The sequence below is a fragment of the Ralstonia sp. SET104 genome (assembly GCF_003851545.1).
Lineage (GTDB): Bacteria > Pseudomonadota > Gammaproteobacteria > Burkholderiales > Burkholderiaceae > Ralstonia.
On record NZ_BHVX01000006.1, the window covers coordinates 240253 to 257166 of the forward strand.

The window sequence follows — 16914 nt, forward strand, 5'->3', positions numbered from 1 at the left end:
CCCTTAGGGGCGGCGGGAAAATAGCTTCCGCCGTGCTGAAGAGACTTAAAGATGTGCATAGAATCCGGTGCGACGCACATGGGAAGAACACTGTGCACAATTTGACAAGCCGCTGATTGTAGTAGTAGTCCAGATCTCGAGCGGTGACATCTTGGGTGGATTCCCGACAATGTAGCCCGAACCGCTGTCCGTCATCCATTCGATTTCCGATGGGGCTTTCGGAACATTGCCGAAACGCCGCTCGACGGCTGCCAGCATCACGTCGCGCACGACATCGCCCCTGTAGCCACCGGTCGTCGCTACCCAGCTCGTCGCCTCGCGGTCGCAGCAGTCCACAGCGAACGTCGCTCGCAGCGGCTCGTCCCGTGGCAACGATGGCGAGCGCGCAATCAACTTTTTTGCCCGGCCGTACCCGTAGTTTAAGTGGGTGACTGCGTCCGGTGATTCAGGGGGATGTTCCACTGGGCGCGTCTTCCGACGGCGGATCAGCGTGCCGCGTCCACCAGTTTCCTTACGCCCATCACTTGGTATTCGTTCTCAAATCGCCATAGCTAATGGTGATATATTTTTTTGTTCTTTAATTAAATAACTCCAATGTGATATGGATTTGTGTGCAATAAATATTGCACAATAGCTCGCCAAAAAATTATATCGACTTGGGTAGTCTAGCCCGCAAAGCTGATTTATCAAGGCGACCTTGAAATGCCGGGGATTTATATTAACGTCAAGGGGTTGCTTGCTCAAAAGAAAAGGCGACCTTGCTCGGTCGCCTTGTTCCATGCGTGGAGGATGCTGCTAAGACAGTAAATCACTTTCAGGAAGAGGCCTTGTTACAGCAAGACATCTTCGTCCCTCCTTAGCGTACAGTCTGATTTTGGTCGTTTTCCCGCCGAAGTCAAGGGTTCTGTGCGCAGTGAATTTGGGAGTCGATCATGCGCACTCAACCATCCCCGCGAGGCTGGCGGGATAGTGTGAATTCGAGCAAGCTGCGCAGGCACAACTACGCAGCTAATCTTTGGATTTTCTTTTCCAATAAGAACCAGGCGCTGTATCGCATCGAGGGTGACGTGCCCTTCATGCATTGCGTTCTTCTTGAGGGAAACCCCAATTTTGTGCGTTATCGGCCTCCAGCTCTTCCGAACCCAGGGGAAGCGCCTGGCAATGTTTCCGGTATTAGCTTTTCGATTGCCGAAGACGTGGAGGCTAGGCAGACGTGGTTCTGCTACCGTCGGAACGAACCTCCCTGGGGTGAGCAATGGTCAGCGGCCTTCAGCGAGCTCAATCAGCGAGCAAGCGAACGCCAAGCTGCATGCTGCATTGTGACGGTTCGTGAGTTGGAGCAGCAGCGCTATTTGTTCGACAACTGGCTGGTGCTGTCCCGTGCTATGACGGCCGCGCGGTCTTTGTCACGTGAGACCGAGGCGGAGTCGCTGGCGGCACTCCTCTCCCGCACACGCTCGTTCGAGTTGACCATCGCGTTGCATCAACCTGGCTGTGATCCCGCCATCATGCTGGCGGTGATTGCCCGCGAGCTGCAGCTAGGCCGACTAACGGCTGATCTGACAACCACGTTGCTGAGCGATGCATCGATCCTGCATGCGGAGGGCTTATGAGCCGAGGCTGCACGCGTACACGCATCCCCGCGACCTTCGGCCGACCGGAAAGCTGGCCACGGCCCGCAATCCTTCAACTGAGCGAGCAGGATCAGGAGATCTATCGACGTCGAGAACGCGCGCTACGGATGTACGCCGAGCGGCGTGATTTCCCGACGATCCAATCCGAGGTGGGCCTGGGGCGCAGGGAGGTTTTCCGGTTGCTGCAACGGTTCACCGCTCCCAGTCCCACCGGCGGCATCTACGGTTTGTTCGGTCTGCTTCCAAGGCTGAGGATTCGGGTATATCAACGTAGGAAACCTCTTCGCCTGACTCCTGGCTCTTCTTCCGGTTACGCCGGCGCCATGGGGAGCTTGCTGGAACAGCACGCAGAGGTGGAGGACATCTTGTACAGGCTGCTTCTCGGAACTGACGAGCGCGCCTTGGAGCGCCGCCCGACGTTTCGGACGGTGCATGCTGGTTGGCTTGAAGAGCTTCGTCGGCTCGGCCTAGACGAAACAGACTGGCCGTTTTGCTGCGGCGATCAGGGCTACTGCACGCTGATTCGCTACTGCAAGCAGCTGATTGCGCAGAACGCCGATCGTGGCGTAAAGATGCGATACGGGAAGGCTGCGGCCGACCGCCTAGCGAAAGTAGGGAGGGGCATCCCCCCTTTGATTCAGCCGCTACGTCCGGGCACCTTTGCGATCTTGGATTACGGCAAAGCCGATACGGCGTCCTGCTTTACGTTCAAGACCCCGGAGGGCAAGGAGTTAGCGCAAGTTTTGCCGCGTTGGTACATTGCCGTGTTGGTGGACGAATACACCTCCGGCACCTGGAGCGCGTTCAACACCATGGAGGTCGACCCTAGTGCGGACAGTGTATTGGAGGCGTTGGATCGCGCAATTAGGCCTGAGACCTATTCCGAGAAGGCGACACAAAGCGGAGCGGCTGAGCTTCCAACGCATATCCATGAGTTGCTGCCGTCGTTTGGGTTCTCCGGCGTCTCCGTTCTAAAGCTCGACAACGCACGATGCAATAGAGCGTTCGAGGTTGTTGATCGCATCATCTTCACCTTGGGATGTGCGGTGAACTTTGGACCGTATCGAACGTGGGTGCGCCGCGACGTTGTAGAACATGTCATTGGACGCCTTTCCGCGACCGGAGCCAAGCGCCTTCGGTCTAGCTACGGTACAGGACCGATGGATCCCCTCCGAGGGGACGCCGCCAAAGAAGCGATCAGCCTACATCTGGACTACCGCGAAGTAGAGCGACTACTGCGCAATTGCTGCAGAGCGCACAACCGGAATGCCAGTGAGCGCCTTCACTGGTCTTCGCCTACCGAATACATTTCACGCGCACTGGCCGATCCCGCCTCTGGCGTCTTCCCCAATCCACTGCCGCAGATCGCCATAAAGAATTCGGACCTTCTCGACCACATTGTCGAATGTACCGTACGCGGTAGTTTGAAGAAGGGTGAGCGACCCTATGTGCGATGGGGGCGATGCCGATACACCAATCCTGTACTTGCTAGCTCCTGGCAGTTGCTCGGGAAATCGATACTGCTATACATCAAGAGATACGACGCACGACTGGCAACCGCCATATTGCCGAAGACTGGAGAAAGCCTCGGCTTGCTTATCCCTGAGCGAGCGTGGCGCGAGTATGCCATTTCATTGCGCATGCGGCAGTTGATCAACCGAGCAGGGCTGCGGCTCGCGGCACACGAGCGCGAAGACCCACTGGAAGTATGGCAAAAGGAATGGGCGGCAACTCGCCAGACGAGAACAGGAGCAAGATCGCGGAAGCGCTCATCCAGAGACGCGATATGGTTCGCCCGCGAGCAACGCTTGCGGGAAGCTCATGCCGGCACCGGCCCACACGATTCCGAGGCTGGAGATGGTTATCAGGAGCCAAATGGCGTTGACGTTGGTGAATTGCGGGGCGGCTCAGGGCTTGACCCCTTCGGTCTGGACGAGGTTCCTGACCTCACCAAGCGAGGCAGGCCATGATGGTCGAACCCCTGGTAATCGAGCAGGCGACCATCGCCGGTTGGCAAGGGGTATCAAAGAGTGTGCTCGTGGGAGATACGCCTCTTCGGCGCGAGCTGTTCTTTGAACACCCAGCGATGAGGTATCAAACTCAAGTCGTCACACCAATGGCGAAGGAGATGTATCGAAACTTTAAAGCAGCCATCCTGCTTGGCGAACAAGGACTTTACATCTCCGGGGAGCGGAAAGATGGTCGCTCCTGCGCCCTCCGTATATGCATGAAATTGCTGGAGTCAGAGTATCCACAGATCGGAGCCTACTACCATTGCGCGAGCGCGTCAGGTGTGCCCAATCAGAAGGCTGCCTGGCAGGCCATGCTTAGCAGCACGGAGCATGCTTTCCTATCTGGTGATGTCATTCCATTGCGCGAACGCCTCGTAACGAAAATCGTCGACGATCTCCGTAGGCGTGGCACGGGCTACACCGCCATCTGGTGCGTAGACAACGCGCAAGAAATTCAAGAGCGAGAACTCGAAGCCCTCTTCGATCTTCAGGATCGCCTGTGGGCTAGAGGCGTTGTTCTGCTAACAGCAATGGTTGCGGACAATCAGCGGGACATACGTACCTTTGAGGCCCCCCCGTACGATCGATCGCTGCTCCGGCACTTCTTCTGCAAGCACTTTGGGCTAAGGGGGGTAACTACCGCACATGACATCGAGGTGATTCTCGAAGCGTTCGACGCATCGGAGTTCCCCGAAGGGAGCGATGTTCGTTGGACCGAATTCTTCTTCCCGCAAGCGTATGCGAATGGCTTTCGACTGGCAGAACAAACGTTGCATGTGTTCGAAACGCTCTCACAGTGCTTTCCTAATGCAGGGCAAAGTAAGCCCACGCTAGGCGTGATATTCAACGCCATTCGCTGGACGCTGCTGCGCAGTGCCCAGCTGGACGCGCCCGAGTTCAATTTGCAGCCGGAAGATTGGAAGAGAGCCGTTCAGTATGCAGTGCTTCGTGGAAACTATACGCCGCCGCGGCTGCTGATGAAATGACCATTCTTTCCGTGGTTGCAGGCGCGGATCTCGCTCCGCTGCCTTTCGAGTCAACCGAGTCGGTGCTCTTGAGGTTGGCCCATATGAATGCATTGAATGCGCGTGATGCTCGTGCGGAAGGTTTATGCACCACGTACTGGTCGCCGATTGTGCTGACGGAGGCAGGGCAATCCAGGCTTGCCCAACTAACCAACTGGCAACTCGATAAGCGAGAGGAGCACCTGTACTTCCAGTTGCAGCAAACGGGACTACTGTCCACGAAGCTTCGTTTCTGCGCGCGATGTGCCTCACACGGCTACCACTCTTACCTATTCCAGCTCTCACCCATAGCGGCTTGCCCTCTACATGGGGAGCCACTAGTGCAGTCGTGCCCATGCTGCGGTGTCTCAGTGGGAGAATGTGCGATAACCGAATGGCTCTTCAAAACGCCCTATCGTTGCGCGTATTGCCGTCGTCCGCTGGGACTTCAGGTTCCCACACCGGCAACGTACTATCAGCTAGAAGCGCAGCGATCTATGCTTCTAGAGGCGTTCGCCCCTTACTGGAATTGGGCAAAGCGGCTTATGGCCGAACGTCGAACCATTCCTCAGTTATTTCAGGCGAACTGTGGGCGCGCTCTGCGAGGTGAGCTGGCGAGCCGCCGTGCCAGTGTGTTCTGCACCCTGGTTCCGGCCCCGTTCCTTGAGGCTTCCCCGGTGTTGACAGTGCTGACGTGGCGACAAAAAGTATCGCTGTACCAGTTAACATCAAGAAAAGTTGAACGGCGGGTCATTGGCGTCTATCAAGCAACGCTTCGCTTGCTGCAACGCTGGATTCTGGCGCACTGCCAGCATTCACCGAGGGAAGACTATCTGAGGGAGTGTCTGATGGAACCCAAGCCGCTCAACTACGGTGACATTGACTGTCGTGGGGTTCCTCGTGAGGAGTGCGCCTATAAACTGCTGCGATACGCAATCGAGCGAGACTACCGCGACTGTTCAGTTCATGCTGATGTCCGGACCGCGATGCCGTGGGGATTCTTCCGAATTACAGAACCTTCCCTTCAAAGCCTGCCTCGGCTACCGCTTCGGGCGATTTTCCTTGCGATGTATGCGGAAGGCTATCTTCGGCTAAACGGGCGAGACTCCTTTTCTCTTGCTCTGGAAGGTGTGCGCTCGGATGCGGAGCTTCTAATGTTTGCCGGCGAAGCCCGCACATGCCGTTGGGGGTTCGTGGCGTTCCCGCCTGTTCCTGGGATGCCAACGACTCCCTTTCATCGGCGTGGATATTGAGAGCCACGACGCGTGCATCATCTAAGAGCGCGCGGTGCCGTGATCACTCCAGCTGTTTTCGAACAGCATTTCGTTGAGTGATCGCCGTTTTTCCCAGCCCTTCTGTTCCAACATCGGCTTCTCGTAAAAGCTGTCGACATGACCGAGGCAGAGGACGGCAACTGGCCGGGCGCCGGGCGGCAGTCGTAGCAGTCGGCCGAGCTGTTCAGGGTCGAATAAGGAAACCCAACCCATACCGACCCCTTCCGCACGCGCGGCAAGCCAGATGTTCTGGATGGCACAGGCCACCGAGGCGAGATCCATCTCCGGCATGGTGCGTCGGCCAAAGATATGCCGCTCGCGTCCATCCATGAGGGCGGCCACCAGAACTTCCCCGCAGTCCAGGATGCCCTCGACCTTGAGTCGCATGAACTCGTCCTGGCGCTCGCCCAGTGCAGCCGCGGTGCGCTCGCGTTCGGCTTCGACCAGCGCATGGACTTGCGCTCTCAGGCACCTGTCAGTGATGCGAATGAAGCGCCAGGGCTGCATGAAGCCGACGCTGGGGGCGAGATGCGCCGCGTGCAGCAAGCGTTCGAGCAATGCCGGGTCGAGCGGGTCTGACCGGAAGTGGCGCATGTCGCGGCGCTCCCGGATGGCGCGATAGACGGCGGCAATTTCATCTTCGCTGTATCGATACGGGTTCATGGCTTGAATAGCCTGGCAGCGGCGCACGGGTTGGAGGGAAAGTAGCAATGCAGGTAGCTCGCGAGCATGCTGCCGTGGCGATAGACCGCTTCGCCCTGTGCTGTGCCGCTGGCGCGGCGGGCGTGGGTATGCGGGGCGAGCGGAGTCTGCAGGCTTGAATAGTGGAAAGCATGGCCACGCAGCGTTGCGCCGTCGAGTTCAACCGATTGCAGGCCGAGCCCGGCAAGCCGGCTCTGCAGCGTTGCATGGCCGGGCAGGAGATCGAGCATCGCGCCGGTTCTACCAGCGTTGTCGGTGAGTGAGTCCAGCAGGTAAAGCATGCCACCACACTCAGCATAGAGAGGCTTGCCCGCTGCAACGTGCGCGCACAGCGTCGCCTTGGTCACGCTGTTGGCGGCGAGTGTGTCGAGGTGCAGTTCCGGGTAGCCGCCCGGCAGGTAGACTGCGTCAGCCGACGGCAGCGGTTCATTGGCCAGTGGCGAGAAGAACGCGATGTCGGCTCCCATCGCGGTGAGCAGTTCTAGATTGGCCGGGTAGATGAAGGAGAAGGCCTGGTCTCGCGCAACGGCGATTTTTGTTCCCGTCAGGAGCCTCGGTACTGGAGTATCCGCGACAGGCGTGAACGAGACCGACGGAGGTAATTCCGACAGCCCTGTTCCGGCGATGCGTGCCGCGGCGGTCTCGATGCGCTGCTCGAGATCGACGATCTCCTGTGCCTGAACCAGGCCAAGATGGCGCTCAGGCAAGGTCATCGCATCGTCACGCATCACGGTGCCGACGCAGCGCAGCGATGGCGGCAGCATCTCACTCAGCATCTCGGCATGGCGGGCACTGGCAACGCGGTTGGCCACGACACCATGGAACGGCAGCCCAGGTCGAAAATTCGACAGGCCGTAGGCCACTGCTGCAAAGGTCTGTGCCATGCCGTTTGCGTCAATGACGGGCAGGACTGGCACGCTGAACGTAGCCGCGAGGTCCGCACTCGAAGGCGTGCCATCGAACAAGCCCATGCTGCCTTCAATCAGGATTAGGTCGGCGTCTGCTGCCGCAGCGTAAAGCCGGTGGCGACAGTCGGCTTCTCCGGTCATCCACAAGTCGAGCGAATACACCGGGTTGCCCGACGCGCGCTCCAGAATGTAGGGGTCGAGAAAATCGGGCCCAGTCTTGAACACGCGAACCGTGCGCCCGAGGTTGCGGTGATGACGAGCGAGGCCGGCCGTCAGCGTGGTTTTGCCCTGATGCGAGGCCGGTGCGGTGAGAAACAGCGCCGGGCACGAGCGAGGCTTGGCTTGCTCAGACATGCGCTAGTACTCCACGCCTTGCTGCGCCTTCACCCCTTGCTCGCGATACGGGTGCTTGACCAGACGCATTTCGGTGACGAGATCGGCTGCCTCGATGAGCGCCTCTGGCGCATGCCGGCCGGTGACCACCACGTGCAGGGCAGGTGGGCGCGCCGCGAAGACGGCCAGCACTTCTGCCAGCGGGAGGTAGTCATACTTGAGCACAATGTTCAGCTCGTCCAGGATCACCATGTCGTACGCGCCGCTGCCAATCATGCGGCATGCCTCGGCCCAGCCCTTGCGGGCCGTTGCGATATCCGCGTCACGATCCTGGGTGTTCCAGGTGTAGCCGTCGCCCATCGTCAGGAAGTCGCAGTTGGGAAAACCGCCCAGGAGATCGCGCTCGGCGGTATGCAATGCGCCCTTGATGAACTGAACGACACCGAGTCGCATGCCATGACCAACCACGCGCAGCCCCATGCCAAAGGCTGCGCTGCTCTTGCCTTTGCCGGTGCCGGTGTTGACGATCAGCAGGCCCTTCTCCAGGGTGGCGGCGGCCTTCTTCTTTTCGAAGCCGGCCTTGCGCCGTTCTGTCATCCGCTGGTGTGCGGCCGGGTCCGTTTGCATGATGGACGTCTTCCCTTGTCGTTCACTCAACGCCATGTCGTGCGCGTCAATTGGCTCAACTGCTCGACGACGCGCGTGCGGCTCGGGTGATACCCGATGAAGACGAGTTGCGCGTGCCGCGCCGGTGCAGCGTCAGGTTCCGTTCGCAATTCGATCCGGCTACGCACGCCCTGGATGATGAGCCTGCCGCCGCCGTCACGCGGCGACGCGAAGCCCTTGATGCGCAGAAGCGGTTCGCTGCACGCGATAGCGGCGATGGCTTCGCGCAGCGTCTGCGGGTCCTGCGCGTCTGTGCTGCGGATCATGAACGACAACCAGCCCGGATCCTGCTCATGGAAATGCTTGTGCGTGGCCAGGCCATGGCTGTGTGCGCCCAGGCTGCCGTGGCTGTGTCCATCGAGCAGGCGTTGGTTCGCGAGCGGACGCATCTTCAGCCCCGGCATGCTGGCGACAGGTCCGAAGTGACGGTGCCCGGCATTGGCCGGCTCGTGCAGGTGCAGGCCCAGCGTCAGACGTGTGTCGAGCTTTGCCTTGTAGGCCAGTTCGATAAAGCGGATCGAGGGCGCGAGTTCGCGCACGCGCGCTTCGGCTTCCAACAAGGTGTCATCACCGAGGGTATCGATCTTGTTGAGCACGACGATATCGGCGTTGGCCAGTTGCTGCTCGAACAGGCTCGCGACCGATTGCCCAAGGGCCTGGTCCGCACTTGCGGTGGCCTGGCCGAAACCGCCTGCCAGCAGAAGCGGGGCGTCGACAACCGCCAGCGTCGCGTCGAGCACGAAATAGGGCGCGAGCGCCTCTCCCTGCAACTGCGCCATCACGGCGCTCGGCAGCGCCAGGCCGGAGGTTTCAATCAGCACATGGTCGATCAGGCCGCGGCGTTGCCATAGCGCCTGCATCGTCGGCAAGAAGTCTTCGTCGTCGTCATAGGCGACCAGGCCGTTGGAGAGGTCGTGGATTTCGACCTCGCCACCTTCGCCGCGCAGCAGTGCGCCGTCGATCGAGACCTCGCCAAACTCGTTGACCAGGATCGCGAGGCGGCGTTGCCTGCTGTCGCGCATCAGGTTCGACAGCAGCGTGGTCTTGCCGGCCCCAAGAAATCCGGTGATGACGGTCACCGGAATGCGTGGCTGGCTCATGCTGGCAACCTCCGCAACGCGTCCAGAACGCCGGCAAAATCGGAGTTGATGGCCGGATAGTCGATGGCGGGGCGATCGACAACGATCAGCGGGATGCCAAGCGCAGCAGCGGCAGCAGCCTTGGCCTGGTAGCCGCTGGCGTCGCCCGAATCCTTGGTGACCACGCAGTCGATTTGCCAGTCGCGCCACAAGGTCTCATTGGCCATCTGCGAGAACGGCCCCTGCATGGCGACCAGGTGCGAGCGCGGGAGGCCGGCGTCGATCGCGCGTTGCAGGTGCTGTGGGTCCGGCGCCAGACGCGCGAACCACTGGTGCGCTGACGCCCCATCCGCGTCATCCGCCTGGACGAAGCTCGCAAGGTCCTTGGAGCCCGTGGCGAGGAAGATTCTCTGGCCGAGCTGCATGGCTAGTTGCGCGGCATCCTCCATCGAAGCCACATGCCGGGCTGGCAGCTCGCCCATGGCGCGCGGGCGTTCGTAGCGCAGGTAGGGCAGGGCGAGTTCCCGAGCAAGTGCGATCAGCTGCGGTGAGATCTCGGTGGCGTACGGGTGAGTGGCGTCGACAATGGCAGATGCTTGGCTCTCACGCAGCAATTCGCGCCGGCGTTCGATGCCGAGGCGGCCGGCGATGACTGCGGCCCCCGGGCAATGTTTGCCGGCCAGCTCGGCTCCGTACTCGCTGGCGCTCGAGACAACAATGGCGTGGCCCGCCGCGCCGATCTCGCGCGCCAGCGCATTGCCGTCGCTGGTGCCGGAGAACACCCAGACCGCCCCGGCGGGCAGGCTGGCTGCGGTGACGGTGTCCGGCGCGTCATCCCAGTTTCCGTAACCGCGCGGGGTATAGATCCAGCCGCGTTTGCGCCGGGTGAAGCGGTTGCCGATCACCAGGGTGGTCAGCATGTCGAAGCGGCGCGCGCGCAGCTCCGCCAGCGTCAGGATGTCGACGGTCTGGTCATCGCGGTAAGCATTGCGTACGATGCCGCATAGCGTCTCGCCGCGCTTGTGCTCGAGCATGATGTCGAGAATGCGGTAGACGCCATCCTGGCGCTGCTTGCTCTGCACGTTGTAGAACACGGCGGCCAGATCGGCCTGCGCGATGTGGCGCGCGCGCGATTCGATCCACTCCCACGGGCAGAGCAAATCAGACAGGCTCAGCGTGGCAAAGTCGTGCGACAGCGGCGAGCCGAGCAGGGACGCGCAGGCATTGGCCGAGGTAATCCCCGGGATCAGTTGCACCGCGTAGTGGTCGTCTTCGGCCATGTCCTCGAATGCCAGCGCAGCCATGGCGTAAATGCCGATGTCGCCGCTGGAGATGAGTGCCACGGTCTTGCCGGCCCGGGCCTGCGCGATGGCGAGCTGGGCGCGGTCGCGCTCCTGTGTCAGCGGCAGCGTGTGGATCTCCTTGCCGGTAATCCAGGGTTGGATCCAGGTCAGGTAAAGGTCGTAGGCGACGATCACCTCGCTGGCTTCCAGCGCGGCTTTCGCCATCGGCGGGATCAGCTCGTGAGTGCCCGGGCCGACGGAGACCAGATAGAGTTTGCCGGTCATGGTTGGGTCAGTCTTGTTCATTCTGTTCAATGCGTGTCATCCGGTCTTCGACGATGGCGACGGTGACGCCATCGAGCACGGTCTTGGGCACGATCATCCGGCCGCGCGGGCTGGCAATAAGCGCGCACGGCTCGCACACCCCGTCGACGCCAACCTGCTCGCGCACCCAGGCGGACGGCAGACCCACCCACGCACGCGCGGCGATGTCGGCTCGCGCGATCACGCGCAAGGGCAGTTGATGGCGGGCGCAGAATTCCAGCAGGCCTGGTTCGTCGGCCTTGATGTCGACCGTCACAACCTCGCGCACTTCGGCCATTGCGCGTAGGCCCAGCGCATGCATCACCGCCTGCTCAATCGCATTGGTGGACTTGCCGCGCCGGCAGCCGATGCCGAGCGTCAGGGGCCGGAGCGCCTCTGTTGCCGTGGTGACTGCCGGCGTGGCGCCGGTCAGCCTGGCAACCGCGTAGGCAAGCGCGTTGGCGCCGCCCTCGTGCCCGCTCAATAGCGGGATGGCAAAGCGGGCGGCCTCGTCGAGCACGACCACAGCTGGGTCGTGGTACTTACTCTCTGGCAAGCCGTCGAGGTAGCGCACGGCAATGCCGCTTGCCATCACCACGACCCACTGGCGGTGCAGCCGGAACTGGCGGCGGAACTGGTCGCGGGGTGTCTCGTCCGCATTCAGCCACGGCTGGTACAGGTCCGCATCCAGCGCGGCGGCCAGCTTTTGCCCAAGCGGCAACGCGTCGCAGCGTATCGGCCAGACCGCAATCGGTTTCATGCGGGAGCCTTCACCGTTGCGCGCTTGCGCGGGCGCCGTGTCTTGCGGTCGTTGCCATCGCGGAAGATGTGCGTGAAGTTTGCCGCGTAGAGGCTGGATTCCACCCCACCTTCACGCGAGAGCGCCTGACCGACCAGCAGCAGCGTGGTGAGCAACCAGTCCTTGTTCTCCACTTCGCCCATCAGCGCACCCAGTGTGCTGCGGTGGATGGCCTGATCCGGCCAGCTCGCGCGCCGCACCAGCGCCACCGGGGTATCGGCCGGGTAATGCACCAGCAGATCGGCAACGGCCTGCTTCAGGCGCTGACCTGACAGGAAGATGCACATGGTTGCCTGATGCTCCGCAAAGCGCAGGACCGATTCGAGCTCCGGCACCGCCGACGCGCGGCCTGATACGCGTGTCAGGATGACCGACTGCGATACCAACGGCCGCGTCAATTCACTGCCGAGGGCAGCGGCGGCGGCCGTGAACGACGATACGCCGGGGATGATCTCGTAAGCGATGCCGAGCTTCTCAAGCCGGCGCATCTGCTCCGCGGTGGCACCGTAGATGGACGGGTCGCCGGAATGAAGCCGCGCGACGTCCTTGTCCTCAAGCTGGGCGCGGCGATAGAGCGCTTCCTGCTCGTCCAGCGACAATTCCGCGGTATCGAACTTTTCGGCTTCTGGCCGGCAGTGCTGCAGCATCTCGGCTGGCACCAGCGAACCCGCGTAGAGCACCATCGGCACGCTGCCGAGGATGCGGCTGCCGCGCAGCGTGATCAAGTCGGCCGCGCCGGGGCCGGCGCCGATGAAATAGACCTTCATACGTGACGTTTCTCTCTGGCGGTGCGGCGGATCAGCATGGTTGCGAGGTAGCCGCTCGCGTCGGCGTCCAGGTGCGACACATCGCTGCACAGCACCTCACCCGGCAGGCCGATGCGGCGCGCGAAAGCACAGTGCCTGGCAATGTCGAGCGTGTTCAGGAGTTGCAGCACGGCCGGCAGGCGCGCACCGATCTTCATCAGGATGACGATGTCGTGGGTCTCGATGTCGGCGCGCAGGGCGGCCATGTCATCGGGGCACGGCAAGATCAGAATCCGTTCCTTGCCCTCGCCGAGCGGCCACGACAGCGCCGACGCGGTCGCCGCAAAGCTGGTGACGCCGGGGACCGTGGTGTGGCGCACGCCAGGCAGCCGGTCGCGCAGCGCGGCGAGCAGATAGCCATAGGTCGAATACGTCATCGTGTCGCCAATGGTCAGGTACGCGACATTGCGCCCTTGACGCAGTTCGGCAGCGACCGCTTCGGCCAGATCGCCATAGTGTTCAGACAGCACGCTGCGGTCCGGATCCATCTGGAACTCGATCTCGCGGAACTTGGTCTCCGGAATCTCCAGGCCGGCCAGGCATTGGCGCGCGACCGAGGTCTCGCTGCCGCGTGCGCGCGGTAAATAGATGAGGTCCGCGCTGTGCAGCGCGGCCAGTGCGGCGACCGGAATCAGCCCTGCAGGGCCCGGGCCGACACCCACGCCGACGAAATGGCCGGGCGGGCTCACGCAGCCTCTCCCAGCGGCGTGCCATCCATGGCGAAGAGCCGCACTGCCACGCAGTCGACACTGGGCACCTTAGGCTGCATCAACGCGGCCAGCCGTCGTTCAATGTCTGTCCAGAACGCCTGGGCGCCCGGCTTGTCTCGCAAGATCTCTACGATGTTTTCCACGGTGTTGGCTTTCTCTATCAATTCAACGAGCCCACTGGCGAAGCCGAGTTCGACCGCCACGGCAGCGACGGAGCGCATCGCCATGCCGCTCTTGCTCGAGTGCGTGTCCCACACGCCCTCCAGCAGTTTGGCGAGCTTGCCGGGATGCCCGAGCACCCACAGGGTCCCCAGGCGCGTTTGTGCCTCGTCCAGCGCCGCCTGGGTGTAGTCGAGGGAGGCGCCAATGAAGTTGGCGATTTGCACCACTTGTTTCTTCGGCAGCGCCAGGGTGTCGGTGGCAAATTCACGGCCGATCTTGCCGGGGGTGAAGGCGATGGCCTGCGGCTGCTCGCCCAGGGCGACGCGGATGTAGACCTCGATCGATGCCATCCAGGCCGCGAGCGACATGGGCTCGACGATGCCGCTGGTGCCGAGGATCGAGATGCCGCCGACGATTCCGAGCACCGGGTTGAAGGTGCGTTTGGCAATCTTCTCGCCATTGACGCAACCGATGGCCAGATCGAATCCGGGATTGGCCGCGCCGTTCAGGACTTCACTGACCGCCATCCGCATCATTTGCCGCGGCACGGGGTTGATTGCCGCTTCCCCTGGCGGTACGCGCAGACCGGGCTGGGTCACGGTACCGACGCCTTCGGCCGCGAGAAAGCGGATCTCGCCGCCGTGATTGACCGTCACCTCGGCAAAGATCGTCGCGCCGTCGGTGTTGTCGGGGTCGTCGCCGCCGTCCTTTTTGACCTCGGCGCGTACTGCGCCGCTCGCCAGTCGTTCCACGTTCATCACCGGCACCACCAGGTAGTAGTCCGGATCCGGCAGGCTGACCTCGACCTCGCTGACCACCTCGCCGCGCAGCATCAGCATCAGCGCAGCCTTGACCGCGGCCGTGGCACAACTTCCGGTCGTGCGCCCACGGCGCAGGCCATTGGGGGCCAACGTCGCGAGGTCGAAGGGGCGGCGGAGCGGATCCCTGGTCACTGCATCTGGTTCTGGCGATAGACCTGATCGATGGCGGCGATCATGAGCGCGTTGACGGCCGACGCCGCCCATGGCGAGCCACCGCGCGTGCCGCGGTTGGTGATGCGCGGCACTTGCAGCAACCGGCGCAATTCATCCTTGCATTCGCGCGTGCCGACGAATCCGACCGGCAGACCGACCACCAACTGCGGGCGCCAGCCGTGTTCGCGCACCAGCCGCACCAGCTCCATGATCGCAGTCGGCGCATCGCCGATCGCGACAACGACGTCATTGCCGAATTTCTGCCACGCGCGCCGGATGCCGGCGGCGGAACGCGTGATGCCGTGCGCCTCGGCCAGCAATCGGGTTTCCTCGTCATGCACACCGCACCACGTCTGCACGCCCAGTTGATCGAGCACCGCGCGTTTGAGCCCGGTCTGCACCATGGTCACATCGGCAACGATGCGGCGGCAGCGCAATAGCGCCCGAATACCCGTCTCCACTGCGCCGGGCGAGAAGTACAAGTCGTCGACGATATCGAAGTCACCGCTCGTATGCACCAGGCGCTTGAGCACGATCTGGTGATCGGCAGGCACGCCGCTCCAGTCACGCCCTTCGTCGATGATGCGCATGCTTTCGGCTTCGATCGGGTGTGGCACGTAGGCCGGCCATTCGGCAACTTGCGGTGCAGCGGCCCCATCGCGGGCATCCTCGCGGCCCAGCAGACCACGCACCAGGCCGTGGTGGGCCTGCTGCGGCGTGCCGACCTGCTCCTCGAAGCCAATGATCTGCACCCGGTACTTGCACAGCGCGCAATTCATGGTGGCACGGCCTTCAACGCCTTCGGCCGCGCGCTCCAGAAACACATCGGCCACGTGCGGGTGCGCGCCGAGGTAGCCGGCCTTGAGCACCTCGATGCCGGGGTTGCGCGCGGCCAGATCGTCCGCCGCGGCGTAGATGCGCTTGACCAGCACGCCGTCAAACAGAAAGTAGGGCAGCACGACAATTCGCTTGTGGCCCAGCAGTGCCGCCGCCTTCAGGCCGTCGGCCACCAGCGGCCGGGCGGTGCCGGAATAGCAGACGAACGAGGTGCCGAAGCCGAGGCCTTCCTCCAGCATGCGCGTCAGCTTGGCGATCTCGGAGTTGGCGTCGGGGTCCGAGGTACCGCGCCCGACGACAACCAGGCAGGTGTCGTCGCGTGCCACCGTCTTGTCGGAACGCCCTTCGGCCTGGATGACGCGCTCGCGGCACAGCTGCAGCAGCTTGGGGTGCAGATCCATCGCCGCACCAAAATGGAAGTCGATGCCGGGATGCGCCTGATGAAGCGCGAGCAATTCGCTCGGCATGTCGTTCTTGGCATGGGTGGCGGCAAGCAGCACGCCAGGCACCATCACCACACGCCGTGCGCCATCGGCAATGACGGCGTTGACCGCCTGGTCGAGCGTTGGCGTGGCGAACTCCAGGAAGCCGTGCGCAACGGTGCGGCCGCCGGCGCGCTCGCGCAGCAGCTCGACCAGCGCCGTGAATTCATTGACGCCGTCCGGATCGCGGCTGCCATGTCCGGCCAGGACGATGGCGTAATCGGCCGCGGGGCTCATCGCCCCTCCGGTGGCGGTTCGATCTGGCTCGGGATCGGGTTCAGCGTGCGGATCAGCATGATGCTCATGTCGGAAAAACGCTGATCCACGCACTCGGCCAGGGTTCCGCGCCATTGCGCATCGCCTCGCGTGAGGTGTTCCCACACCTCCACCGGCTGCCCGGCCGGGATGCCGTTTTCCAGCAGATAGGCGGCGATATGCCAGGGCATGAAAGAGCGCGCTTCGTCCCACGGACAGGGGATCACGATGGCGTTGCGTTGGTCTTCGAGCACGTGCACGAGGTGGCGCTTGAACGGTGTCAGGTCGCCGCGGCGGTGGAAGGTGATGAAGGTGGTTTCGTCAAAGCATACCTTGGCGCGCGAGGCCAGGATTTGCGCGGAAGAAATGCCGGGGATGGTATCGACCGGATGCCCGCAGGCCCGTTCGACCCGTTCCAGATACTGGAAGCCGCTGAAGTGGATGTCGCCCATGAACACGACCACGCACTTCTTTCCGGCGTGGTGCAGCTTTGCCACTTTGTCGAGCTGGGCGACCTGGTCGCGGTAGCCCATCTGGACGACTTCTGCGGTTGCGGGGATCAGGGTCTGGACAACGTTGACCACGGCATTGAAGCCGGCAACAACGTCGGCGTTGCGGATCAACTCGGCCGAGCGTTGCGGCAGGTAGCCGATGTCGCCGGGGCCGGCACCGATGCAGATGATCATGGGGC

Annotated in this window: 14 protein-coding genes and 1 pseudogene; 3 read left to right on the forward strand and 12 right to left on the reverse strand. The window is 62.4% G+C overall.

Annotated features, from left to right (window positions below):
- Positions 1-168 precede the first annotated feature (168 nt).
- Positions 169-360: pseudogene (locus PSUB009319_RS10340) on the reverse strand (IS3 family transposase); the annotation flags it as partial.
- Between the two features lie 611 nt (positions 361-971).
- Here PSUB009319_RS10340 and PSUB009319_RS10345 point away from each other — a divergent pair.
- The 3 genes from PSUB009319_RS10345 (at position 972) to PSUB009319_RS10355 (ending at position 4632) form a co-directional block, all read left to right on the forward strand.
- On the forward strand, positions 972-1613 hold the full coding sequence (locus PSUB009319_RS10345) for a hypothetical protein (RefSeq protein ID WP_124382134.1): 642 nt from the start codon (positions 972-974) through the stop codon (positions 1611-1613).
- A gap of 353 nt (positions 1614-1966) precedes the next feature.
- Entirely contained in the window at positions 1967-3604 is a 1638-nt protein-coding gene (locus tag PSUB009319_RS10350; protein WP_124382135.1) for a hypothetical protein, read from the forward strand.
- Positions 3601-4632, forward strand: coding sequence for a hypothetical protein (locus tag PSUB009319_RS10355; RefSeq protein WP_124382136.1), 1032 nt, complete (start codon positions 3601-3603; stop codon positions 4630-4632). Before PSUB009319_RS10350 ends, PSUB009319_RS10355 begins: the two co-directional genes overlap by 4 nt.
- A gap of 1292 nt (positions 4633-5924) precedes the next feature.
- Here the strand turns inward: PSUB009319_RS10355 and bluB are convergent.
- The 11 genes from bluB to PSUB009319_RS10415 are packed head-to-tail and all read right to left on the reverse strand — an operon-like array spanning position 5925 to position 16909.
- On the reverse strand, positions 5925-6587 hold the full coding sequence (gene bluB, locus PSUB009319_RS10365; RefSeq protein ID WP_124382138.1) for a 5,6-dimethylbenzimidazole synthase: 663 nt from the start codon (positions 6585-6587) through the stop codon (positions 5925-5927).
- Positions 6584-7888, reverse strand: a complete 1305-nt coding sequence (locus tag PSUB009319_RS10370; RefSeq protein WP_124382139.1) for a cobyrinate a,c-diamide synthase — start codon at positions 7886-7888, stop codon at positions 6584-6586. Before PSUB009319_RS10370 ends, bluB begins: the two co-directional genes overlap by 4 nt.
- Before the next feature lie 3 nt (positions 7889-7891).
- Entirely contained in the window at positions 7892-8494 is a 603-nt protein-coding gene (cobO, locus tag PSUB009319_RS10375) for a cob(I)yrinic acid a,c-diamide adenosyltransferase (RefSeq protein WP_124382140.1), read from the reverse strand.
- A gap of 26 nt (positions 8495-8520) precedes the next feature.
- Positions 8521-9633: a GTP-binding protein gene (locus PSUB009319_RS10380; RefSeq protein ID WP_124382141.1), complete on the reverse strand. Its 1113-nt coding sequence runs from the start codon at positions 9631-9633 to the stop codon at positions 8521-8523.
- Positions 9630-11180, reverse strand: a complete 1551-nt coding sequence (cobJ, locus tag PSUB009319_RS10385) for a precorrin-3B C(17)-methyltransferase (RefSeq protein WP_124382142.1) — start codon at positions 11178-11180, stop codon at positions 9630-9632. The genes PSUB009319_RS10380 and cobJ overlap by 4 nt, the downstream gene beginning before the upstream one ends.
- Positions 11181-11187: 7 nt before the next feature.
- Positions 11188-11958, reverse strand: coding sequence for a cobalamin biosynthesis protein (locus tag PSUB009319_RS10390; RefSeq protein WP_124382143.1), 771 nt, complete (start codon positions 11956-11958; stop codon positions 11188-11190).
- On the reverse strand, positions 11955-12764 hold the full coding sequence (gene cobM, locus PSUB009319_RS10395) for a precorrin-4 C(11)-methyltransferase (RefSeq protein ID WP_124382144.1): 810 nt from the start codon (positions 12762-12764) through the stop codon (positions 11955-11957). The genes PSUB009319_RS10390 and cobM overlap by 4 nt, the downstream gene beginning before the upstream one ends.
- Positions 12761-13492, reverse strand: a complete 732-nt coding sequence (gene cobI / locus PSUB009319_RS10400) for a precorrin-2 C(20)-methyltransferase (protein ID WP_124382145.1) — start codon at positions 13490-13492, stop codon at positions 12761-12763. The genes cobM and cobI overlap by 4 nt, the downstream gene beginning before the upstream one ends.
- Positions 13489-14628 (reverse strand): cobalt-precorrin-5B (C(1))-methyltransferase CbiD, encoded by a 1140-nt coding sequence (gene cbiD, locus PSUB009319_RS10405; RefSeq protein WP_260392937.1) that lies wholly within the window; start codon positions 14626-14628, stop codon positions 13489-13491. The genes cobI and cbiD overlap by 4 nt, the downstream gene beginning before the upstream one ends.
- Positions 14625-16205 carry a precorrin-8X methylmutase gene (locus tag PSUB009319_RS10410; protein WP_124382147.1) on the reverse strand — a complete coding sequence of 527 codons (1581 nt, stop codon included), beginning with the start codon at positions 16203-16205 and terminating at the stop codon, positions 14625-14627. The genes cbiD and PSUB009319_RS10410 overlap by 4 nt, the downstream gene beginning before the upstream one ends.
- A complete protein-coding gene (locus tag PSUB009319_RS10415) occupies positions 16202-16909 on the reverse strand; it encodes a cobalt-precorrin-7 (C(5))-methyltransferase (protein ID WP_124382148.1) in 708 nt (235 codons plus the stop codon). Before PSUB009319_RS10415 ends, PSUB009319_RS10410 begins: the two co-directional genes overlap by 4 nt.
- Positions 16910-16914 lie beyond the last annotated feature (5 nt).